At 66.6% G+C, this 21781-nt stretch carries 19 protein-coding genes; 11 read left to right on the forward strand and 8 right to left on the reverse strand.

Features of this window, described 5'->3' with window-relative positions; all coding sequences use genetic code 11:
• Positions 1 to 86: 86 nt before the first annotated feature.
• A complete protein-coding gene (locus tag ACODRZ_RS14485; protein WP_488971543.1) occupies positions 87 to 1100 on the forward strand; it encodes an NADP-dependent oxidoreductase in 1014 nt (337 codons plus the stop codon).
• Positions 1097 to 1810: an SDR family NAD(P)-dependent oxidoreductase gene (locus ACODRZ_RS14490; protein WP_488971544.1), complete on the forward strand. Its 714-nt coding sequence runs from the start codon at positions 1097 to 1099 to the stop codon at positions 1808 to 1810. Before ACODRZ_RS14485 ends, ACODRZ_RS14490 begins: the two co-directional genes overlap by 4 nt.
• 329 nt (positions 1811 to 2139) lie before the next feature.
• Here ACODRZ_RS14490 and ACODRZ_RS14495 read toward each other — a convergent pair whose 3' ends face one another.
• The 5 genes from ACODRZ_RS14495 to ACODRZ_RS14515 form a co-directional block, all read right to left on the reverse strand.
• Positions 2140 to 3141, reverse strand: a complete 1002-nt coding sequence (locus ACODRZ_RS14495; protein WP_488971545.1) for a phosphatase PAP2 family protein — start codon at positions 3139 to 3141, stop codon at positions 2140 to 2142.
• A gap of 165 nt (positions 3142 to 3306) precedes the next feature.
• Positions 3307 to 3720 carry an acyl-CoA thioesterase gene (locus ACODRZ_RS14500; protein WP_488971546.1) on the reverse strand — a complete coding sequence of 138 codons (414 nt, stop codon included), beginning with the start codon at positions 3718 to 3720 and terminating at the stop codon, positions 3307 to 3309.
• A gap of 12 nt (positions 3721 to 3732) precedes the next feature.
• On the reverse strand, positions 3733 to 4194 hold the full coding sequence (locus ACODRZ_RS14505) for a MarR family winged helix-turn-helix transcriptional regulator (protein ID WP_488971547.1): 462 nt from the start codon (positions 4192 to 4194) through the stop codon (positions 3733 to 3735).
• Between the two features lie 234 nt (positions 4195 to 4428).
• Positions 4429 to 6732: a bifunctional salicylyl-CoA 5-hydroxylase/oxidoreductase gene (locus ACODRZ_RS14510; protein WP_488971548.1), complete on the reverse strand. Its 2304-nt coding sequence runs from the start codon at positions 6730 to 6732 to the stop codon at positions 4429 to 4431.
• Positions 6733 to 6947: 215 nt separating this feature from the next.
• On the reverse strand, positions 6948 to 7412 hold the full coding sequence (locus tag ACODRZ_RS14515; protein WP_488971549.1) for a MarR family winged helix-turn-helix transcriptional regulator: 465 nt from the start codon (positions 7410 to 7412) through the stop codon (positions 6948 to 6950).
• 103 nt (positions 7413 to 7515) lie between these two features.
• Between ACODRZ_RS14515 and ACODRZ_RS14520 the strand changes: the two genes are divergently transcribed.
• The 3 genes from ACODRZ_RS14520 to ACODRZ_RS14530 all read left to right on the forward strand — a co-directional run bounded on the left by ACODRZ_RS14520 (position 7516) and on the right by ACODRZ_RS14530 (position 12075).
• Entirely contained in the window at positions 7516 to 8289 is a 774-nt protein-coding gene (locus tag ACODRZ_RS14520; protein WP_488971550.1) for a cyclase family protein, read from the forward strand.
• 7 nt (positions 8290 to 8296) lie between these two features.
• Positions 8297 to 10441, forward strand: a complete 2145-nt coding sequence (locus ACODRZ_RS14525; RefSeq protein ID WP_488971551.1) for a thiamine pyrophosphate-dependent enzyme — start codon at positions 8297 to 8299, stop codon at positions 10439 to 10441.
• A gap of 164 nt (positions 10442 to 10605) precedes the next feature.
• Positions 10606 to 12075 (forward strand): indolepyruvate oxidoreductase subunit beta family protein, encoded by a 1470-nt coding sequence (locus ACODRZ_RS14530; protein WP_488971552.1) that lies wholly within the window; start codon positions 10606 to 10608, stop codon positions 12073 to 12075.
• 42 nt (positions 12076 to 12117) lie between these two features.
• On the opposite strand, the gene ACODRZ_RS14535 is transcribed toward ACODRZ_RS14530, so the two are convergent.
• Positions 12118 to 13323, reverse strand: coding sequence for an MFS transporter (locus ACODRZ_RS14535; protein ID WP_488971553.1), 1206 nt, complete (start codon positions 13321 to 13323; stop codon positions 12118 to 12120).
• A 219-nt stretch (positions 13324 to 13542) separates the two neighbouring features.
• On the opposite strand from ACODRZ_RS14535, the gene ACODRZ_RS14540 reads away from it, so the two are divergent.
• From ACODRZ_RS14540 to ACODRZ_RS14555, 4 genes are all read left to right on the forward strand, one after another.
• Entirely contained in the window at positions 13543 to 14172 is a 630-nt protein-coding gene (locus ACODRZ_RS14540; RefSeq protein WP_488971554.1) for a gluconate 2-dehydrogenase subunit 3 family protein, read from the forward strand.
• Positions 14169 to 15863, forward strand: coding sequence for an FAD-dependent oxidoreductase (locus ACODRZ_RS14545; protein WP_488971555.1), 1695 nt, complete (start codon positions 14169 to 14171; stop codon positions 15861 to 15863). Before ACODRZ_RS14540 ends, ACODRZ_RS14545 begins: the two co-directional genes overlap by 4 nt.
• Positions 15864 to 15974: 111 nt before the next feature.
• On the forward strand, positions 15975 to 17045 hold the full coding sequence (ada, locus tag ACODRZ_RS14550) for a bifunctional DNA-binding transcriptional regulator/O6-methylguanine-DNA methyltransferase Ada (RefSeq protein WP_488971556.1): 1071 nt from the start codon (positions 15975 to 15977) through the stop codon (positions 17043 to 17045).
• On the forward strand, positions 17042 to 17755 hold the full coding sequence (locus ACODRZ_RS14555) for a 2OG-Fe(II) oxygenase (RefSeq protein WP_488971557.1): 714 nt from the start codon (positions 17042 to 17044) through the stop codon (positions 17753 to 17755). The genes ada and ACODRZ_RS14555 overlap by 4 nt, the downstream gene beginning before the upstream one ends.
• Positions 17756 to 17781: 26 nt before the next feature.
• Here ACODRZ_RS14555 and ACODRZ_RS14560 read toward each other — a convergent pair whose 3' ends face one another.
• Positions 17782 to 18483: a LuxR C-terminal-related transcriptional regulator gene (locus tag ACODRZ_RS14560; protein WP_488971558.1), complete on the reverse strand. Its 702-nt coding sequence runs from the start codon at positions 18481 to 18483 to the stop codon at positions 17782 to 17784.
• A 338-nt stretch (positions 18484 to 18821) separates the two neighbouring features.
• On the reverse strand, positions 18822 to 19427 hold the full coding sequence (locus ACODRZ_RS14565; RefSeq protein WP_488971559.1) for a polysaccharide biosynthesis/export family protein: 606 nt from the start codon (positions 19425 to 19427) through the stop codon (positions 18822 to 18824).
• 270 nt (positions 19428 to 19697) lie between these two features.
• On the opposite strand from ACODRZ_RS14565, the gene ACODRZ_RS14570 reads away from it, so the two are divergent.
• Together ACODRZ_RS14570 and ACODRZ_RS14575 are read left to right on the forward strand one after the other, a co-directional pair.
• Positions 19698 to 20465, forward strand: a complete 768-nt coding sequence (locus ACODRZ_RS14570) for a sugar transferase (RefSeq protein WP_488971560.1) — start codon at positions 19698 to 19700, stop codon at positions 20463 to 20465.
• The gene (locus ACODRZ_RS14575; protein ID WP_488971561.1) at positions 20465 to 21745 is read left to right on the forward strand and encodes an outer membrane beta-barrel protein; all 1281 of its coding nucleotides are present in this window, start codon (positions 20465 to 20467) and stop codon (positions 21743 to 21745) included. The genes ACODRZ_RS14570 and ACODRZ_RS14575 overlap by 1 nt, the downstream gene beginning before the upstream one ends.
• The last annotated feature ends 36 nt before the right edge of the window (positions 21746 to 21781 follow it).

Here is a 21781-nt window from a genome sequence, read left to right on the forward strand (position 1 = left end):
TTGTTTCGAGCCCTACCTGTCGATTTGCACAGGTGCGGGTTTGTGTCCGAAATCGGACCAGTCGCATGAATAAAGGAGACGATGCCATGGCCGACAACCGGCGATTCCTGCTCGCGCGCAGGCCGGAGGGAACCCCCGTTCCGGACGATTTCATGCTGGTGACCGAAACGGTACCCGCTCCGCCGCCCGGCGGCATCGTCGTGCGCAACCATTACGCCTCGCTGGATCCGGCGCAGCGCGGGTGGATGGACGATGCCGAAAGCTACATGCCGCCGATTCCGCTCGGCGATCCAGTGCGCGCGACGACGGTGGGCGTGGTTCATGCCTCGAACAATTCGGACTTCGCGGTCGGCCAATGGGTCATGGGCCTGAATGCGCTGGAGGACTATTCGGTCGCCATGCCGGGTGGCTTCACGATGCCGATCGACGTGAACGCGGTGGCATCGCCATCGAATTTCCTGTCGGCGCTCGGTGCGGTCGGGCTGACGGCCTATTTCGGGCTGACCGAAGTGGCGAAGCCCCGGCCGGGCGAAACGCTGCTGGTCTCGGGCGCGGCCGGAGCCGTGGGCTCGGCGGTCGGCCAGATCGGCAGGATCATGGGCTGCCGCGTCGTGGGCATCGCGGGGGGCGCGGAGAAATGCCGCCGCCTGATCGAGGACTACGGCTTCGACGCCGCCATCGACTACAAGGGCAAGGACCACGCGAGCCTCGTTTCAGAGATCGCCGCCGCCGCGCCCGACGGCGTCAACGTGGTGTTCGAGAACGTCGGCGGCCCGGTGCTGGAGGCGGAAGTCTTCACCCTCGCGCATCATGCCCGCATCGTGCTGTGCGGGCTCATCGCGGAGTACAATAGCCCCGAGAAGCTGGGCCTGCGCAACCTGTGGCAGATCCTTGCCCGGCGCGCGACGATCCATGGCTTCCTGATCGCCGACTATGCCCACCGCTTTGCCGAAGGCGGCGCGCAGATGGCGCAGTGGCTGGCGCAAGGGAAGCTGCGCGCCGACGAGGACGTGCAGGAGGGGCTGGAGAACGCCTACCCGGCCTTCATGCGCCTGTTCTCAGGGGCGAACACCGGCAAGCTCGTGTTGAAGATCGCATGAGCGGGCGTCTGCAGGGCCGCAGGGCCGTGGTCACCGGCGCGGGTTCGGGCATCGGCGCCGCCGTTGCGAAGCGCCTGGTCGCAGACGGAGCGCAAGTCTTCACGGCGGACGTCCAGGGGGAGGTCGATTTCATCGCGGACCTCACCGGAGCGGACGCCAACGCGCGGCTGGTCGCGGCTGCGGCGGAGAGGATGGGCGGGCTCGACACCGTGGTCCCTTGTGCCGGCATCAGCGCCTTTCACCCGCTGGAGGGGCACGAAGACGCCTATTTCCTGCGCGTTCTGGAGGTGAACCTCGTCGCGGTGTTCCGGCTGGTGCGTGAGGCGACGCCCTGGCTCAAGGCGCATGGTGCGGGGCGGATCGTCACGATCGGCTCGACCACGTCGACTTACGGGGACGAGGGACTTTGCGCCTATTCCGCCTCCAAGCATGCGGTGCTGGGCTTCACCAAGTCGGTCGCGGCGGAACTGGGACCGTTTGGGGTCACCGCCACTTGCGTCCAGCCCGGGGCCATCGATACGCCGATGACGGCCCCCGCCTTCGACCAGATGCCGGAGTATCGAACCTTCTGGGAAGGCAAGGCCCCGCTGCGCCGTCTGGGCCGGCCGCAGGATATCGCCGACGTCGTGGCATTCCTGTGCAGCGAGGACGCCCGCTTCGTGTCCGGCCATGGCCTGTGGGTCGATGGCGGGGCGATGGTGCGGCACTGACGGCTGCGGCGAAAGGGTAATGGTGAGAGCCTGGCCGGCAGGGCGCATCGTGGGCATGACCGTCCCGGCCCTGTCGGGATAGAGGTGGCTTTTGCGTGATGGCGGGTTGGGTGGAAAGTTGCCGCTCCAGAAACAGACCGTCATCCCAGCGAAGGCTGGGACCGTTGTGACCATGATGTGCCCTGTCGGCAGGGCAGTGCGAACTTCATCCCAGCCTCGCCGAAAAGCAGCATGAGGATGAGAGCGGTCCCAGCCTTCGCTGGGATGACGATGATGTTTGGACGACGACTTTGGGGCGCTTGCCGACCGACCGAATTGATCGACGCAGCCTAGGCCGTCAGCCGCCGGTAGCAAGCAGTGAGCGACAGGGCGATCCCCGCGACACCCGCGCCGAACACCATGTCCACAAGGTAATGCGTACCCTCGACCGGCGTGGACAGCAGCATCCCTGCGTTGAGCGCGACGATCCACCAGCGCAGCGCCGGTATCCGCCAGCCCGCCGCGATGTAGAGCACCGCCGCCGCCGTGTGGAAGCTCGGCGCCGAGACGATGCCGCGCAAGTGGCCGAGATCGACGATATGGACCTGATAGGCCCGCAGCGCCGGGATCAGGCCCTCCTGCCACTGCTCGCTCTCGGGCATGTAGGGGATGGCGCTGTGCCACAGGTAGGAGAACGGGCCGATGGCGGGCATCAGGCTGAACAGCAGCAGGGTCAGGACCGTCGCCAGCCAGAACCCGGCGATGAAGCGATAGGCTTCGTCATGCCGCCCGCTCCGCGCCGCGCACCACAGCAGCACGGCGGGCGTGACGTAGATGCTGCGATAGACCACCGTGCCCACCGCCTGCAGCACCGGATGCGCGGCGACGAGGCGGTAGAGGCTCACCCAGTCGAACCCCATCGCCTCGTCGATCGCCTGCAACCGCGCGTCGGCATAGCCGCTGGTCAGCGCCGCCACCGGATAGCTTGCGGTCGCGCCCATCAGCGAGATCATCGTGAAGATCGCCGCGTACTCGCTGAAGTGCGCGAGCGGCAGGGCATGGCGCCAGCGGGTCCGGGGCAGCACGAAGCGTGCGATCAGGGCAAGCAGTCCGGCGGCGTAGAAGGGGCGATTGCCCGCCTGCCACGGATCGATGGCCAGCTGCGCGCGGTGCATCAGCACCGTCAGGACCGCGAGGCTCGCCAGCATCGCCGTCCAGACCTGCACGCGAATCGCCGGACCGGCGCGCCGCAGTTCGGCAAGTGCCGCCGTCGGTGCTGGCTCGGTCAGGGAGCAGGGGGAGGGAACGGCAGGGCCAGAGTGAGGGGCAGTGGTCGCCAACCTCGGCGGCATCGATGGCATTCCTGTCTCGTATCCTCGGCGGCGGCGGGCAAAGGCGCTCGCTGCCGACGAGAACCCCATCGCCGCTTAAGCCGGGATGAACCGGGGACGCAAGCCTGCCTCGGGTGGTCAACGGGCCGGAAATGGCACCGGGTTGGACATGATTGCCGATGACCGTCAGGCGGGGATCAGGCCTGCCTCGATCTTTTCGCGCACGTGGGCGGGCCATTCGACCGGGCGGTGGTCGTTCAGGTCCATACAGACCAGCACGACCTGCGCGCGCAGACGATCGCGGCCCTCTCCAGAGAAGACTACCTCGATCCCGCAGCTGGTGCGGCCGAGGCGCTGGGCGGTGACGGTGATCTCCAGCTGATCGCCGAGGCGGCTGGGCGAGACGAATTCGACATCCAGCTTCACCGTCGGCACGCCGATGTGGTGTTCGAGGTGCATTGCCGCGAAGTCCATGCCGAGGTCCTGCGCGAACCAGTCCTCCACCGCACCGTTCAGCATCTCGAAGTAGCGGGGGTAGAAGACGATCCCCGCCGGGTCGACATGTGCGAAACGCACTTGCGTGGAGGTGGTGAAAGGCATCGGCGAGAGGTCCTAGAGAATGGAAGTCTTGAGCTGGGTCAGCAGGGTCAGAAGCTGGCGCTGGCTGTCCTCGGGAAAGTCGGCGAGGGCTTCGCGCACCCAGCCGTGATGTGCTTCTGCCAGCGCGGTGAACTGGACGCGGCCGTTCGGCGTCAGCGAGACGATGGCCGAGCGCGCGTCCTCGGGATCGGTGCGCGAGGAAACGAGGCCCTGTTCCTGCAGCTGGCGCACGATCGCGGTGACGTTGCCGTTGGAGACCAGCAGCGCGCGCGACAGTTCACCCATGCGCAGGCCGTCCGGTGCGCGGTCGAGCGTCGCGAGGATGTCGAACCGGGGCAGGGTCGTGGAGAACTGGTCCTCGAAATTGCGGCGCAGGCGCTTCTCGATGATCTTGGCGCAGTCGAGCAGACGCACCCAGACGCGCAGGTCAAGCGTGCCGGACGGCGCGGTGCTGCCGGGAATCGTCTTCTCCATCGTCGCCAAGGCTCCTCCTGCTTGTGGAAGTTCCATAGCGGGCGATGCGATTATGTCGATTCCTACGGGCATAAAGTTTCTTTCGGGCGAGGAACCCTGCGTTGGGGCAGACCCTTCGACAAGCTCAGGGTGAGCGGGGTTGGAGAAAACCTCCCGATTCCGCTCAGGAGTAAGTAGATCTCTCAAATCCGCTCAGGCTGAGATTGTCGAAGCCCCGGCCGCAGGGTGCGAGGCTCAGGCCCGCGCGCCCTCTGCCTGCTTCGCGGCGCGCATCGCCATCTGCTGGCCCAGCTTGTAGGGCGCAGGGATCGGCTGCTCCTCATACCCGGCCGAGGCTGCGGCGCGCAGCGTCCACACCGGGTCGAACAGGTGCGTGCGCCCCAGCGCGACGAGATCGGCGCGGCCCGCCGTCAGGATCGAGTTGACCTGATCGGCATCGGCGATGTTGCCCACCGCGATCGTCGGCACGCCTGCCTCGTTGCGGATCTGGTCGGCGAACGGGGTCTGGAACATGCGACCGTAGACCGGGCGGCCTTCGGGCGCGGTCTCACCGGCGGAGACGTCGACGATGTCCACGCCTGCGGCGCGCAGGAGCTTTGCGATCTCGACCGCCTCGGCCGGCGTCACGCCCGCTTCGCCGACCCAATCGTTGGCGGAGATGCGCACCGCCAGCGGCTTGTCCTGCGGCCATGCGGCGCGCACCGCCTCGATGACGCGCAGTGGGAAACGCATGCGGTTTTCAAGGCTGCCGCCGAAGGCATCGTCGCGCGCGTTCATTACCGGGGTGATGAAGGCCGAGAGCAGGTTGCCGTGGCCCGCCTGCACTTCGAGCATGTCGAAGCCGGCCTTGTCGGCAAGCACCGTGGTGGCGACGAACTGCTGGACGATCCGGTCCATGCCGGCCGCGTCGAGCGCTTGCGGCACCGTGCCGCCCTTGCGCCACGCCTGTGCGCTGGCCGAAACGGTGGCCCAGGGCGCGTCCATCGGCACATCGTAGCCTACCGTTTCACCGGGAACCTGACACGCGGCGCGGGCACCGGCATGGCCGATCTGCGCGCAGGTCTTCGCCGCCGAGTGCTGGTGGGCGAACTGGTTGAAGGCGGTCCAGCGCTCGGCTTGGCCATCGTGCCACAGGCCGGGGCAGGCGGGGGTGGTGCGGCCCTCGGGCGCGACGGCGAGCATCTCGGTCACGACCAGACCCGCACCGCCCAATGCGCGTGAGCCGTAGTGGACCGAGTGGAAGTCGTTGGCATAGCCATCGACATCGGCTGAATAGGTCAGCATCGCCGGGATCACGACGCGGTTGGACACCGTCATTCCGCGCAGGGTGTAAGGCGTGAACATCGGCTGCACCGGCACGTTGCGCCCTTCGTTGCCCGCCCAGAACCAGCGTTCCAGCCCTTCCAGCCAGGTGCGGTCGCGCAGGCGCAGGTTCTCGTGGCTGACGCGCTGCGAGCGGGTCATCAGCGAATAGGCGAACTGCGGCAGGTCGAAGCCGAGGTAGCGGTCCAGCGTCTCGAACCACTCGGTCGAATTGCGGGCCGAGTTCTGGATCTTGAGCACCTCGACATGGCGCTCCTCCTGATATTCGGCGAGTGCGGCGGCCAGTTCCTCGCGGCCCGTGATACCGGGGCGGTCGAGAACCTGCGCCAGCTTGATCGCGTCTTCCAGCGCCAGCTTGGTGCCTGAACCGATCGAGAAATGCGCGGTGTGGGCGGCATCCCCAAGCAGCACGACGTTGTCGAACGACCACTGTTTGCAGATCACGCGGCGGAAGTTGATCCACGCGGCGGATCCGCGCAGGTGCGTGGCGTTGGAGATCAGCGGGTGGCCGTCCAGATGGCGCGCGAAGATTGTCTCGCACAGCGCGATCGAATCCACCTGCTCCATCACGTCGAGGCCAAGGCCGGTCCACGTCTCGGGCGAGCATTCGACGATGAAGGTCGAGTGCGTCTCGTCGAAGCGGTAGGCGTGCGCCCAGATCCAGCCTGCGTGAGTCTTCTCGAAGATGAAGGCGAAGGCGTCGAACAGCTTGGTGGTGCCCAGCCAGGAGAACTTGTTGGTCTTGGTCTGGATATCGACGCCGAACTTCTCTTCGTTGGCGGTGCGGACCATCGAATTGATGCCGTCCGCCGCCACGATCAGGTCGAAGTCCGCATAGTGCGACAGGTCGTCGCTGAACTGCGTTTCGAAGTGCATGATCACGCCCAGCTCGGCGGCGCGGGCCTGCAGGATCTGCAGCAGGTGCTTGCGGCCGATGCCGATGAAGCCGTGGCCCGAGGAGCTGACGGTGTTCTCGCCCACGGTGACGTCCACGTCGTCCCAGTGCGCGAAGCTTTCGACGATGGTGGCGGCGCTGACCGGATCGTTGGTCTGCAGGTTCGCCAGCGTCTGGTCGGAGAAGACCACGCCCCAGCCGAACGTGTCGCCCGCGCGGTTGCGCTCGAAGACGTGGACCTCATGCGCGGGGTCGCGCAGCTTCATCGAGATCGCGAAATAGATACCGGCAGGTCCGCCGCCGAGGCACGCAATACGCATAGAGGTCTCTCCTGATTTGCTTCAGGCCTAAACTAATATGGTTGCACGTGCAAGTTTAATCCTCCCCGGTACGGGGAGGGGGACCGCCCGCAGGGTGGTGGAGGGGCACAGGCCGAGTTGCGGGGCTTTTAAGGCGCGCGCAGCGAGGGCGCGCGGCCTCGCGCGTGCCCCTCCACCATGCTTCGCATGGTCCCCCTCCCCCGGTGGGGGAGGATTCAGTCCAGGTTGTCGTAGAGCCGCCCGAGCAGGTCCAGCATCTTCGAAAAGTCCGCCGCCGAGAACCCGCGAATGATCTGCTCATAAAGCGGCGCGGTCACTTCGCGCGCTTGCGCCAGCTTCACGCGGCCTTCCGCCGTCATGCGGATCTCGGTCACGCGGCCGTCCGATTCGCTTGGCGCCGTCTCGATGAGCCCGGCCTTGGTCATGCGCTCGACGATGCGCATCATGGTGGAGAGGTTGATCACCGCCGACTTCGCGACCTGCCCGATCGCCAGCGGCTCATGCTCGCCCAGGATCATCAGCACGCGCCATGTCGGAATGTCGATGCCGATCCCGCGCAGGCCCGACTCGATGACCACGTTGTAGCGGCTCGCGGCCCGGTTCAGCAAATAGAACGGGTAGGCGTCGAGGCGGAAATCCTCCGATCCAGGGTTACCGAAAGGGCGCAAATCCTCGCTCATCCTAGGCTCCAGCGGGCCGAAACGCCCGAGATGACATTTTAGTTGCATATGCAACTTAATCCGATACTCTTCGCCGTAATGGTCCAACAGGAGGCCCAAGTCCATGACAGACGTTCTCGCTACTTTCGCGCAGGCTCTTGCCGCCGGTGACATCACCGTCGTCGATCTGACCCAGACCCTCTCCGAAGACACCCCGCTGCTGGTGCTGCCCGAGCCGTTCGGGCAGACGGCGGCGTTCTCGCGCGAGGAAATCTCGCGCTATGACGAGCGCGGCGTCGCATGGCACTGGAACAACTTCACCGTGGGCGAGCACACCGGCACGCACTTCGATGCGCCGGTCCACTGGGTCTCGGGCAAGGATCTGCCGGACAACACCATCGACAAGGTGCCGCCGCAGAAGCTGGTCGCGCCTGCCGTGGTGCTCGATTTCTCGGCCGAATGCGCCGCGAACCCGGACTTCCTGCTGACGGCCGAGCATATCAGGGGCTGGGAAGCCGAGCACGGCCAGATTCCCGCTGGCGCCTGGGTGCTGTTCCGCACCGACTGGTCGAAGCTGGACGCCGATGCCTACACCAACCGCAGGGAAGACGGCGCCCACACCCCGGGTCCGGACGCCTCCGCCATCCAGTACATCCTCGACCGTGACGCGCTGGGCTTCGGCGTCGAGACGATCGGCACCGACGCGGGCCAGGCGCATCTGCTTGAGCCGATGTATCCGGCGCACACGCTGCTCCACGGCGCGGGCAAGTACGGCCTGCAGTGCCTTGAAAACCTCGACAAGCTGCCCGCCACCGGTGCGATCGTGATTGCCTCGCCGCTCAAGATCCTGGGCGGTTCGGGCAGCCCGCTGCGCGTCCTCGCGCTCGTTTCGGAGTAAGGCACAAGTGGCGGAGCGTTCATTCAAGAAGGAAGTCCTCAAGCTCACCGCGGGTGAGGGCGAGGTCTTCACCGGCGAGGGCATCCTGGCGGTCACCAAGGGGCTGCTGCAGTCGGGCGTTGCCTATGTCGGCGGCTATCAGGGCTCGCCGATCAGTCACCTGATGGACGTCTTCGCCGATGCCAACGACCTGCTCGAAAGCCTCGGCGTCCATTTCGAGGCGAGCGCCTCGGAAGCCACGGCAGCGGCGATGCTGGCGGCCTCGGTCAACTACCCGCTGCGCGGCGCGGTCGCGTGGAAATCGGTGGTGGGCACCAACGTGGCGTCGGACGCGCTGTCCAACGTCTCGTCGGGCGGCGTCACCGGCGGCGCGCTGGTGATCGTGGGCGAGGACTACGGCGAAGGCTCCTCGATCATGCAGGAGCGCACCCACGCCTTCGCGATGAAGTCGCAGATGTGGCTGATCGATCCGCGCCCCAACCTGCCCAGCATCGTCGACTCGGTGGAGCAGGGCTTCCGGCTCTCCGAAGCCTCGAACACGCCCGTAATGCTGCAGTTGCGCGTGCGGTCCTGCCACATGACCGGCTCGTTCGTGGCGAAGGACAACGTGCGCCCGCCGCTGACGGTGGGTGAGGCGGCGGCCAGCCCGGTGCGCGATACCGACCGCATCGTGCTGCCCCCTGCGAACTTCCTCCACGAAGTCGAGAAGATCGAGAAGCGCTGGCCCGCCGGCATCGCCTATGTCCGCGACAACAAGCTGAACGAGTGGTTCGGCCCCGAAGAGAGCGCAGAAGGCATCGGCCTGATCGTGCAGGGCGGCCTTTACAACAACCTCAACCGCGCGATGGAGCTGATCGGGCTGGCGGACTCCTACGGGGTCAGCAAGCTGCCGATCTACTGCATGAACGTGGTCTACCCGGTGATCCCCGAGGAGGTCGCGGCGTTCTGCAAGGGCAAGCGCGCGGTGATGATCCTGGAGGAAGGCCAGCCCGAGTTCATCGAGCATGAACTCAACACGCTGATCCGCCGCGCGGATCTGGACACGCGCATCGTCGGCAAGGACATGCTGCCGCGCTCGGGCGAGTACACCGCCGACGTGATCCGCAAGGGTCTGGCGAAGTTCCTCGAAGCCTACGCCCCCGCGCTGGCGCCGCAGCTGGAAGCGGCCAGCCCGCTGCCCGCGCCGGTCGCCAAGGAAATCCCGCAGCGCCCCGCAGGCTTCTGCACCGGCTGTCCGGAGCGCCCGATCTTCACCGCGATGAAGCTGGTGGAGCGCGAGCTTGGTCCCACGCACGTCTCGGCGGACATCGGCTGCCACCTGTTCTCGATCCTGCCGCCGTTCAACATCGGCAACACGACGATGGGCTATGGCCTCGGCGCGGCGGGTGCCTCGGCGTTCAAGCCCAAGGAGGGCGAGGGGTCAAAGCGCTCGATCGCGATCATGGGCGACGGCGGGTTCTGGCATAACGGCCTGACCTCGGGCGTCGGCAATGCGGTGTTCAACAAGGACGACACCGTCACCATGATCATCGACAACGGCTATTCGGCGGCCACCGGCGGTCAGGATATCCTGTCGTCGCGCGCCGAGAACGCCAATCGCGTGACCAAGAACCCGATCACCAAGGCAGTGCGCGGCGTCGGCGCGAAGTGGGTGCGCGAAACGCACCGGACCTATGATCTCAAGGGCATGACCTCGATGCTGCGCGAAGCGCTGACGACCGAGGAGAAAGGCCCCAAGGTCATCGTCGCGCAGTCCGAATGCATGCTCAACAAGCAGCGGCGCGAGAAGCGGGCGACTTCTGCGAAGCTGAAGGCGGGCGAACGCGTGGTGCGCGAACGCTTCGGCGTCGACAGCGACACCTGCACCGGCGATCACAGCTGCATCCGCCTGTCGGGCTGCCCCTCGCTGACGATCAAGCCCAACCCGGACCCGCTGCGGCAGGACCCAGTGGCGCATGTCGAGAACTCGTGCGTGGGTTGCGGCCTGTGCGGCGAGGTGAGCCATGCGGCGGTGCTGTGCCCCAGCTTCTACCGCGCACACATCGTTGCCAATCCCGGCAAGTTCGAACGCTTCAAGGCCAAGGTGAGCGGCGCCATCATGGCCCGCTGGCAGGCCGGTGCCGACAAGGCCCGCGCGGCACGGGCGTTCTAAAGCCATTCCTCCCCGTTGCGCAGCAATGGGGAGGGAGACCGCCGACGTAGTCGGTGGTGGAGGGGGCGGAACCCAGCCCGTCCCCTCCGTCAGCCCTGACGGGCTGCCACCTCCCCATCGCTTCGCGACAGGGAGGATGAAGCAAGAAAGTGAGAGACACCACCATGACGATCGCCAACGAAAACCGCATCACCATCGCCATCCTCGCCCTCGGCGGACAGGGCGGCGGCGTGCTGGCCGACTGGATTCAGGAAGTCGCCCGCGCCGAGGGCTGGCTGGCGCAGGGCACTTCGGTCCCCGGCGTGGCGCAGCGCACCGGCTCGACCGTGTACTACGTCGAACTGGCGAAGCCGGACGGTTCGGGCCGCCTGCCGGTCATGGCGCAGATGCCGATGCCGGGCGACGTGGACGTGGTTGTCGCCTCCGAACTCATGGAGACGGGCCGGGCGCTGCTGCGCGGGTTCTCGACCGTGGGCCGCACGACGCTGATCGGCTCCACCCACCGCATCTACGCCATCGGCGAGAAGCAGGCGATGGGCGACGGTCGCGGCAATGGCGACAAGATCATCGAGGCCGCGTACCAGCGTTCGAAGCGTTTCATCGGCTTCGACATGGAAGCGGCGACCGACCGTTCGGGCAGCGTCATCAGCGCGATCATGTTCGGCGCGCTGGCGGGCAGCGGCGGGTTGCCGTTCTCGGCGGACACCTATCGCGCGGCGATCGAGCACAGCGGCATCGCGGTGAAGAGCAACCTCAAGGGCTTCCAGGAAGGCTTCGACCGCGCCCAGCAGCCCGTCGCCAGGCCCGACGAGATCGTCCACGACCTCCCCGTGCCCACCACCGAGCAGGGCCGCGCGCTCGCCGCGCGCATCGCCGCGAACCTGCCCGCGCCCGCGCAGGCCAATGCGCTGCACGGCGTCGCCAAGCTGATGGACTGGCAGGACGGCGCTTATGCCGCACTGTATCTCGATCGCCTCGAATCCGTCGCCGCGCTCGATGCCGCGCCGTTCGAACTGACCGCCGAGACCGCGCGCCACCTTGCGCTGTGGATGGCCTACGAGGACACCATCCGCGTCGCCGACCTCAAGACCCGCGCCAGCCGCATCACCCGCGTACGCGGCGAAGTTAAGGCGGGCGACGAGCAGATCCTTTCGATCACCGAATTCATGCACCCGCGCCTGCAGGAAGTGTGCGAGACGCTGCCCGCCGGGATCGGCCGCCGCATCCTCGCCAGCAAGGGCCTGACGAAACTGCTGGGCCGCTTCTTCACCGAGGGGCGCCATGTCGAGACGACCGGCTTGCGCTGGTTCCTGGCGCTGCGGACGGTAGCGGCGATGCGCTCGATCCGCCCGTGTTCGCTGCGCTACATCGAGGAGCAGGAGCGCATCGAGCACTGGCTGGAGCTGGTGCGCGCCGAAGCGGCGAAGGACCGCGAACTGGCGCTGGAACTGGTGCTCTGCCAGCGGCTGATCAAGGGTTACGGCGATACCTTCGAGCGCGGCCTTGGCAACTTCCAGCGCATCGTCGCCGAACACGCCCGCGCCCCGCGCGATGCGGCAGGTATCCGCACTTTGCGCGAACTGGCGCTGGCGGACGACAAGTCGAGCGGGCTGACCGAAGCCCTCGCAGGTTGATCGCGGTATCGGGGCGATCCTTGCGGGATCGCCCCGGTTCGCTCAGTCCTCGGCCCGCTTCGCGCTGTCCCTGAAGGACAGCGCGAACACCACCGCGACCACGGCCGCCAGCGCCGAGGGGATCATCCAGAAGCCGGTCCAGTCGATCGTCCCGCCATTCGCGCCGCCGCTGTGCGCGACGTAGACGGCGTTCGCCAGCAGGCTGCCGATGATCGAGCCGACGCCCCAGGTGACGAGCGCCAGGAACGACTGCGCCCGGCCCCGCGTCTCGGTGGGGAAGCGCTGGTCCACCCAGATCTGCCCGGCGACGAGGAAGAAGTCGAAGCACACCCCGTGCAGCGCCAGCGCCACCAGCAGCATCGGCATATGCGGACCGCCCGCATCGAACCCGAAGGCGAACAGCGCATAGCGCGCGGTCCACGCCAGCATCCCGACGAGCAGCACCGTCTTCATCCCGAACCAGCGCAGGAACAGCGGCAGCAGCAGCAGGAAGCCGACCTCGGAAACCTGCCCGATCGTCTGCACGCCCGCCGCCGCGCCGACGCCCACGCCGACGAGGAACGGGTTGGCATAGGCGTAGTAGAAGCTCAGCGGGATCATCAGCAGCAGCGAACAGCCGATCAGCGCCCAGAACGAACGGTCGCCGCCCCTGATCGCGTCCAGACCCAGCAGCCCGGCGATTCCGGCGCGATCCGAACCGGCGGCCGGAGGCGTGGCAGGCAGGGTGAAGGCATAGAGGCCGTAGAGCACCGATACGCCCGCTGCCATGCGCAGCGGCAGCGCGGTCTCCTCCGCGCCCAGCCACCCGACCAGCAGGCCCGCGACGATCCAGCCGATCGTGCCCAGCACGCGGATCGCGGGAAACTCCTTCGCGGTGTCGGTCATCGCGGCGAAGGCGATCGCATTCGACAGGGCGAGAGTGGGCATGTAGGCCAGCAGTACGCCAAGCGTCAGGGCGAAGACGAGGCCAGGGTCGCTCCCCGCCAGAGACAGTGCGAGCAGCGCGCCGCCGCCGGCCAGATGGAGCACGCCGACCACTTTCTGCGCCGGGAAGTATCGATCCGCAATGGCTCCGACGAACAGCGGCGACAGGATCGCCGCCCAACCCTGCGCGGAAAACATAGTGCCGATCCACGAGCCCAGCCCGGCATGCATCAGGTAGCTGCCGAAGGGCACCCACCAGGCACCCCAGACGAAATACTGAAGAAACATCATCAGCGAGAGGCGCACTCTTGTGCCGATGTCCATTATCCGGTTCCCCTTTTTGTCTTGCGACGCCATTTGCTCTCCGGCGCCCGATATCGGACACAGGATTTTCCATCGGTGGCATCGAGTTCGATCCCAATGGCGGAAAGTGAATTCTGAATTTGCGTGAACAAGAATTTAGTTTATGACTGAATTATCATGGCCGAGGGGCTTCCGCAATGCAATCGCGGCGAAGATCGGCATCAAGACTCAGGAAGTATCATGCAGTTGTCGGGCGATGTCTCCTCGTATCTCGCAGGTCGGCCTTATGATCGCCGCTCCGCGCTGCGTGCCGGGCTTGTGGCAATGGAGGCAATGGCCGGCGCCGCCCTGCTGGGCGGGGTAGCGGGCTGCGCGCCGCAGGATGCGGGGAGCGCGGCGTATGGAGCCCTGGTGGGCGTGTTGATGGGCCACGTCATCCCGCCGGGCGCGACTCCAGGGGGCGGCAATCAAGGCAATACTGAATTCGTTTTGCGGGCGGTCGATGCCGGCCTGATGGGCACGCCGCGCGATACCCTCGCCCGCCTTTCGCAGGCGCTGGACGGCGAGGTGCCGGGACTGTTCGCCACGCAAGGCTTCATGGACCAGTCGCAGGCCCGGCAGGCGGCGATCCTGGCCGAGTACGATGCCCGCATCTTCGCCGCGCCGATCACGTTTCCCTGCCCATGGTTCACCACCAAGGCGCTGATCCTGATGGCCTACTACACGTCTGAAGCCGGGGCGAGCGAGCAGCTCGACTACGAACTGGCCCCCGGTCGCTACGACCGCGACGTTATAGTGACGCCCGCTTTCCGGCCGCTGTCGAACGACTATTCCGCCAACTCCATCAAGAAGAAGATCGCCGGGAAATGAGCGGGACTTTCGATGCCATCGTCATAGGCTCCGGGATCACCGGAGGCTGGGCGGCCAAGGAACTGACCGAGCGTGGCCTCAATGTCCTCCTGCTCGAACGCGGGCGGATGATCGAGCACCAGTCGGGCTATACCAATGAAACCACGCCGCCCTGGGAACTGCCGTTCCGGGGCTTCGGAGACCCGTTGCTCAACGCCGGCGACTACGCCGTGCAGAGCAAGGGCATGGGCTTCACCGAGTGGTCGCGCGACCATTTCGTCAACGACCGGCTCAACCCCTACCAGACCACCGAGACCGACTCGTTCCAGTGGCGCCGCGCCTACCAGCTGGGCGGCCGCTCGCTGGTCTGGGGGCGGCAGTGCTACCGCTGGGGCGACCTCGACTGGGGCGCCAATGCGCGCGACGGGCATGGAACCGACTGGCCTATCCGCTATGCCGACATGGCGCCCTGGTACGACCATGTCGAAAGCTTCATCGGCGTCTCCGGATCGCGCGAAGGGCTGGACCAGTTGCCCGATGGCGTGTTCCAGCCGCCGATGGAACTCAACGTTGTCGAGGCGGAGTTGAAGGAGCGCATCGCCGCGCGCTGGCCCGAGCGGCGGCTCATCATGGGGCGCAGTTCCAACATGACCGAGTCCAAGGGCGACCGGTCGCGCTGTCAGTACCGCAACATCTGCTCGCGCGGGTGCTCCTATGGCGCCTATTTCAGCACGCAGAGTTCCACGCTGCCCGCCGCGCGCGCTACCGGGCGGCTGACGCTGGTGACCGATGCGGTGGTCGACAGCCTCGAATACGATCCCGTCAACCGGCGCGTGAGCGGCGTGCGGGTCCTCGATGCCGCAACGCGCAGCCGCACGGTCTATCGCAGCAACGTGGTTTTCCTGTGCGCCGGAAGCGTCAATTCGATCAGCGTCCTGTTGCGCTCGGCCGATCATGCCAATCCGCACGGGCTCGCCAATTCAAGCGGCACGCTGGGCCGCTATTTCATGGATCATGCGCTGGCGATGTCGGTCGTCGCGCGCATCCGCGGGTTCGAACAGCACGCCTATTACGGCAACCGGCCGGTGGCGATCGTCATCCCGCGTTTCGTCAACCTTGATGGGCAGGATCGCGACATGCTGCGCGGCTATTCCTATCAGGGCAGCGCCACGCGCAGGGGCTGGGCAGACGGCATCGGAACGCCCGGAATCGGCGCCGGCCTGAAGGCGGCCACCAGCCGTCCGGGAGACTGGACGATGCTGCTGGGCGCGTTCGCCGAGTGCCTGCCGATGTCGCACAACCGCGTCACGCTCGATCGCAGCAAGGTGGACAGCCTCGGCATGCCGCAGACGCGCATCGACTTTGCCTATGGCGAAAACGAGCGCAAGCTGGTGGCTCATGCGCTGGAGGAAGCCCGGGCGATGATCGGGCTGATGGATGCCGAGATCCTGTCCGAATCGGCGGATGTCGGGTCGGGCGGCGGCGCGGTGCACGAAATGGGCGGCGCGCGCATGGGCCGCGATCCGCGTACTTCGGTGCTCGATGCGCACAACCGGGCACACGACATCGCCAACCTCTATGTCACTGACGGATCCGCGATGGCCTCGAGTGCGTGCCAGAACCCGTCGTTGACCTACATGGCTCTTACCGCCCGCGCGGCGGCCCATGCGGCCGAGCAGGTGAAGGGCGGCGCGCTGTCGGTTCCTGCCTGAGTGCGGCGGGTCGATGCCTGCCGCCTCGTATAGTGACGATCCAGGCCCCATATCGAATTTGAAAGCAGGAAACAGAGCGCGGCCTCGATGGCGGTCTGGCAGAACGGGCGCATGACGAACGCAGACAGACATATCGACGACACCGCAAGCGATCCGCGCTGGGCGCGGATCGTCGCGCGGGACAGGAGTGCGGACGGGCAGCTGTGGTATTCGGTCGCCACGACCGGCATCTACTGCCGCCCTTCGTGTCCCTCGCGGACCGCCAACCCCCGGAACGTGACGCTGCACGACACGCTGGAGAGCGCGCGGGCGACCGGGTGCCGGCCCTGCAAGCGCTGCAATCCGGAAGGTTTGTCGTCTGACGCGGGTAACGCCGCGCTGGTCGAACAGGCCTGCCGGCTGATCGAGGCATCCGACGAGCCGCTGTCGCTAGGCAACCTCGCCGCCGCGGTGGAACTGAGCCCCGGCTACTTCCATCGCCTGTTCAGGGCGCGGACCGGGCTTACGCCCAAGGCCTACGCCAGCGCCCATCGCGCCCGCAGGGTTCGCGATACGCTTGCCGCGGGAGGCCGCGTGACTGACGCGATCTATGAGGCCGGGTTCAATTCCAATGGCCGCTTCTACGAACAATCCGGCGCGATGCTGGGCATGACGCCGGGACGCTACCGGAGCGGTGGCGCCGACGAAGTGCTGCACTTCGCGGTGGCGCAATGCTCGCTGGGCGCGATCCTCGTGGCTTCGAGCGACAAGGGGGTGGCCTCGATCCTGCTCGGCGACGATCCCGAAGCATTGGTACACGACCTGCAGGATCGCTTTCCCAGGGCCGAACTGGTCGGCGCCGATGCCGGTTACGAGGAGCTGGTCGCCAAGGTCGTCGGCTTTGTCGAGGCGCCGGCGATGGGGCTCGACCTGCCGCTGGATGTGCGCGGGACGGCCTTCCAGCAGCGCGTGTGGCAGGCACTGCGCGAGATTCCGGCAGGGGAGACCGCCACTTACGCCGAAGTCGCGCGCCGGATCGGCTCGCCCACTGCCACCCGGGCGGTCGCGGGGGCATGCGCCGCCAATCCCATCGCCATCGCCATCCCCTGTCACCGGGTGATCCGCAACGACGGTGCGTTGTCGGGCTATCGCTGGGGCGTGGAACGCAAGCGCAGGCTCATCGAGATGGAAGGCGGCGCATGAGCAGCTGCGTGGACGCGCGGATCGCGGTCTGTGACTGGCAGGCGATCGCGGACGATCTCGACCGTGAGGGCTGGGCCGTGCTGCCGGGCCTGCTCGGCACCGCCGAATGCGATGCCATGGCCCGGCTTTATGGTCCGACCGATGCCTTTCGCAGCCACGTCCACATGGCGCGGCACGGCTTTGGCCGGGGCGAGTATCGCTACTTCGCCTATCCGCTGCCGCCGCTGGTCGAGGCGGCGCGCACCGCGCTCTATCCGCATCTCGCTCCGATTGCGAACGGGTGGCACGAGCGGTTGGGCATCGCGGCCCGCTTCCCCGCCGATCATGCCGCTTTTCTGGCGCGCTGCCACGAGGCCGGTCAGAGACGGCCCACGCCGTTGCTGCTGCAATATGGCGAGGGGGACTACAACTGCCTGCACCAGGATCTCTATGGAGACCATGTGTTCCCGCTGCAGGTGGCGGTGCTGTTGTCCGAACCCGGGCGGGACTTCACCGGCGGCGAGTTCGTGTTGACCGAACAGCGACCGCGCATGCAGTCACGCCCGGTGGTGGTGCCGCTCGGCAAGGGTGACGGCGTCCTGTTCGCGGTGAACGTGCGTCCGCACCGGGGCACGCGGGGCGATTATCGCGTAGCGCTGCGCCATGGGGTCAGCACGCTGCGCTCTGGCCGCCGTCACGCGCTGGGTATCATCTTCCACGATGCGGCCTGACCGCCTTGCCGGAATGGCCGAGGCGCTCAGTTCCCCATGGAGGGGAGCGCCATTGTCGCATCGAGCGCCGGGACGCCGTGGGTGGTCGCCCACATCGCCGCCTGAGTCCGGTTGGCGACGTTCAGCTTGCGCAGGATCGCCTTCACGTGAACCTTCACCGTCGCCTCGGTCACCAGCAGCTTGCGGGCGATGCGCTTGTTCGAATAGCCCGCCATCAGGCAGCACAGCACGTCGTTCTCACGCTGGGACAGCTTCGATCCGCTGCCTGACCCGGCGCTGTTCAGGCCGCCCGGGTCGTCGCGCGGCTCGGGCACGGAGACCCTGAAATCCTCGCGCCGCAGCATGTCCGCGACGTCGGGCGGGATGACCTTGTGCCCCAGTGCGGCGAGGCGCAGCAGCGCGATCAGGGTGTCGCACGGCATGTCCTTCACGGCATAGCCCTGCGCGCCATGGTCGAAGCAGTTGAGCATCGAGGCGAGGTCGAACTTCTCCGCGAGGATGAGCGCGCTGGCCATGTCGCGACTTGCCAGCTGCTGAAGGGAGTCGAGCTGTTCCGGCAGGCTGGGCATGTCGACCAGCACCAGATGATCGCTGCGGTCAGGCAGCTCCGGCAAGCCCTCCACGCTGGCGGACGTCGAGACGACCTCGATCCCGCCATCCAGGATTATGCGACGAAGCCCCTCGCGCGAAATCGAGCTGGGATTGATGATGGAGACTGAAATACCCAATGGTCACCCTTCCGAGTCCCAACCCGGGCATTGAGATCCTCAATGTCCGGAATGTTGTTAAAGTGCGGCCTTTCGAGGTCAGTCCTGCCATTCGACGGTACAAGACGACATCCGGCGTCCGAATACTCAGGCGCGGCGTTCTCCCAATTATGGTTCTCGAACTTCTTCCCGGGAGAACGGGATGCATCGGTGTTGTCTTTCCCGATGAACCCCGTCAACCGGCTACGTAGATGACCATATTTGGTGTCGGTCCCCAGCTACATTGGGATTTTTCAGTGTTTTGAGGAAATCGGGCCAGAAAAGCCGATATTTGCGACGAACGGTTCAACGCGGGACATTCAGAGCATGGACTCGTTAACGGTGATGGTGTCACCCGGCATGATGATCAGCGCGGGATCTCCGACCACGACCTTGCGCCCGCCGCCCCAGCTCTTGCGCAGCACGACGACGGTCGCCTTGTTGGCACGGGGCGTGAAACCGCCCGCCTTGGCTATCGCCTGAAGCAGCGACATCTGGCCGGCATAGGTGTATTCGCCCGGCTTGCCGACTTCGCCAAGAATGTAGAACGGGCGGTACGACATCACGTCCACCGCGACATGCGGGTTCAGGACGTAGCCGCCCTGGGTCAGCTTCGTGGTGATCGCGCCGGCCATCTGTTCGGGCGTGCTCCCTGCGACCGACACGTCGGCGATCAGCGGCATCGTCACTGCGCCCGCCGTGCCGACTTCGTATTCGCCGGTCAGCGTGGGTTCGTCGAAGACGGTGACGCGCACCTTGTCCCCGGCGTCGAGGCGCATACCCTGGCTTGCACGTGCATTCGCCTCGGAAACGTCGACGAGGGGATAGTTCTGAGTCGCGCAGCCGGCGCTCAGCGCCGTCGCCAGCAAAACGGCGGCGATAGGGGCGCGGCGGCGTCCGTAGGGCCTGAAAAGTTCCTGGATCATTTCACCCTCCTTGCGAGATCCCCGGTCCAAAGTCGGGGTGAGAGCCAATCCTATCCAAGTACCGTCGCGGTTCCATACCTCTTAGGTTGTGAAGAAAAATCAGTAAGTTCCGGGTCGATAGTCCAAAAGGGGTAGGTGGGTTTACGTCTTATGACCGTTTGCCTGCGGGGCATCGATGCCGTCACTCTGCCCAGCGCCGACCAGTTCTTCTTGTTCGCAAACGAAAAGAGCCCTGGTCATTCGGTTATCGCGACGCAGAGAGGTATTTCCATGGACGGGAATTCGCCCGGGACGCAGGCTCGGACGCAGGAATCCTTCTCGGATGCATATTCGTCCGGCGACGCCCTGCGGGAAGACGCACCGCACCTCGCTCCGATCGTGGCGGGTGCGCGGTCGCGGTGGGATTGCTGGGACCTGCTGGCGCAGCCCGATCACGTACTGGCCCGGCCGTTCGACATCGCCATCGCCACGCTGGCGATCATCGCTTTCCTGCCGCTGTTCATCATCGTCGCCATCGCGATCTGGGTCGATCAGCCGGGGCCGGTGATCTTCTCCCAGCGCCGGGTCGGCCGCAACGGGCGTGGGTTCCCGTGCTTCAAGTTCCGCTCGATGCAGGTCGACGCCGAGCGCAGCCTGGACGGTATCCTGCGCGAGAATCCGCATCTGCGGGCGCAGTGGGAGCGCGATCGCAAGCTGCCCAATGATCCGCGCGTGACCCGCGTAGGCCGGATCATCCGCGTCACCAGCCTCGACGAACTGCCGCAGCTGTTCAATGTGCTGCGCGGAGAGATGAGCATCGTCGGGCCGCGGCCGATCGTCGTCGACGAGATGCCGCGCTACGGGCGGTACATCCATCATTACCTGGCTGTACGTCCGGGACTTACGGGGCTCTGGCAGGTATCGGGACGCAGCAGCGTCACTTACCGGCGCCGCATCGCCGCCGACATCCGGTACACCCGGGCGCGCACGCTGGCCTACGACGCCCGGATACTGGCGGCCACCATCCCTGCCGTCGCGTCCGGGCGAGGATCGTGTTGATGCGGCTGGCATTCATGTCGGCCGTGCCGGGGCGCATTCCGGGACGAAAGCGCTTCCGACGCACCGTTGCGCTCTGGCTTACCGGATCGTTCGTGCCCGCATTCCTGTCGGGAACCGCGAAGGCGCAGGACTATCCGGTCGAAGTGCCCGAATCGGTGGTCGAGCAGACCGACCCCGAAGGCATCCGCCTCGGCGCGATGAAGGTGCTGCCCCGGGTCAACTTCGACCTGCGCTACGACACCAACATCTACAACCAGCGCAGCAAGATCGACGACGGCGTCGCCGTGGTGCGCCCCAGCGTGCGGCTGCAGAGCGACTTTTCCCGCCACGCGCTCCACTTCGACGCCGCCGCCGAGGGCCGCCGCTACCTCGACACCAGCGCCGAGAACAGCAACCAGTGGTCGCTCTCGGGCGGCGGGCGACTGGACTTCGCGGATCGCTTCGTGCTCGACGGCGATTTCGGTGTCGCGCGCAGGATCGAGCGGCGCGGCACGTTCGGCGACCAGTTCTTCACCGACCGCCCGGTATCCTACAACGAGTACGGCGGCGGCCTGCGCCTGTCGCGCGGCGGCGGTATCATCGAGTGGCAGATCGGCGCCAGTTCGCGCAAGCTGGACTATAACGACGCGCGCCAGAACGGGCTCCCGGTCGACCAGTCCTTCCGCGACGTCCGGCGCGATGCCGTGACCTTCCGGGTCGATTATCGCCGCTCCGACACTTTCGGCCTGTTCGTCAGGGCGACCGGCAACCGGCTGGCCTACGACATCGGCACCGGCCGCAATTCCAAGGGCTTCTCCGTGGTCGGCGGCGTCAGCTACCGGATCACGGACCTGGTGACGGCGGAAGCGGCGCTGGGCTACGTCAAGCAGGACACCCGCGATCCGGCGCGCCCGGATATCAGCGCTATGGACTACCACGTCAGCGTCAGCTGGACGCCCACCGCGCGCACCCGCTTCGAACTGAAGGGCGAGCGCACGGTGGAGCGCAGCCCGCTGATGCTGGGCTCCGCCGTCCTGCAGTCCACGCTGGTCGGCAACGCCTCCATCGCGCTCGGCAGCCGGACGCTGGTGGGGCTGGAGGCCGGGTTCCTGCGCAACGAATACGAAGGCTTCGACCGCCGCGAATCGCGCGTCTTCGGCGAGGCTACCGTGACCCGCACGATCTCCACCCGCATTGCCGCCTTCGTCGGCGTGAGCGCGCGGCGGCAGCGCGGGTCAGGCATCAATCCAAGAGAATACGACGGGGCGGCCGTCCGACTGGGAGCCCGGATCGCGATCTGAGGCGCCACACCATCTCCAGCGGCCGGGAAGGGCAGG

The sequence above is a fragment of the Novosphingobium sp. FG90 genome (genome assembly GCF_057808725.1).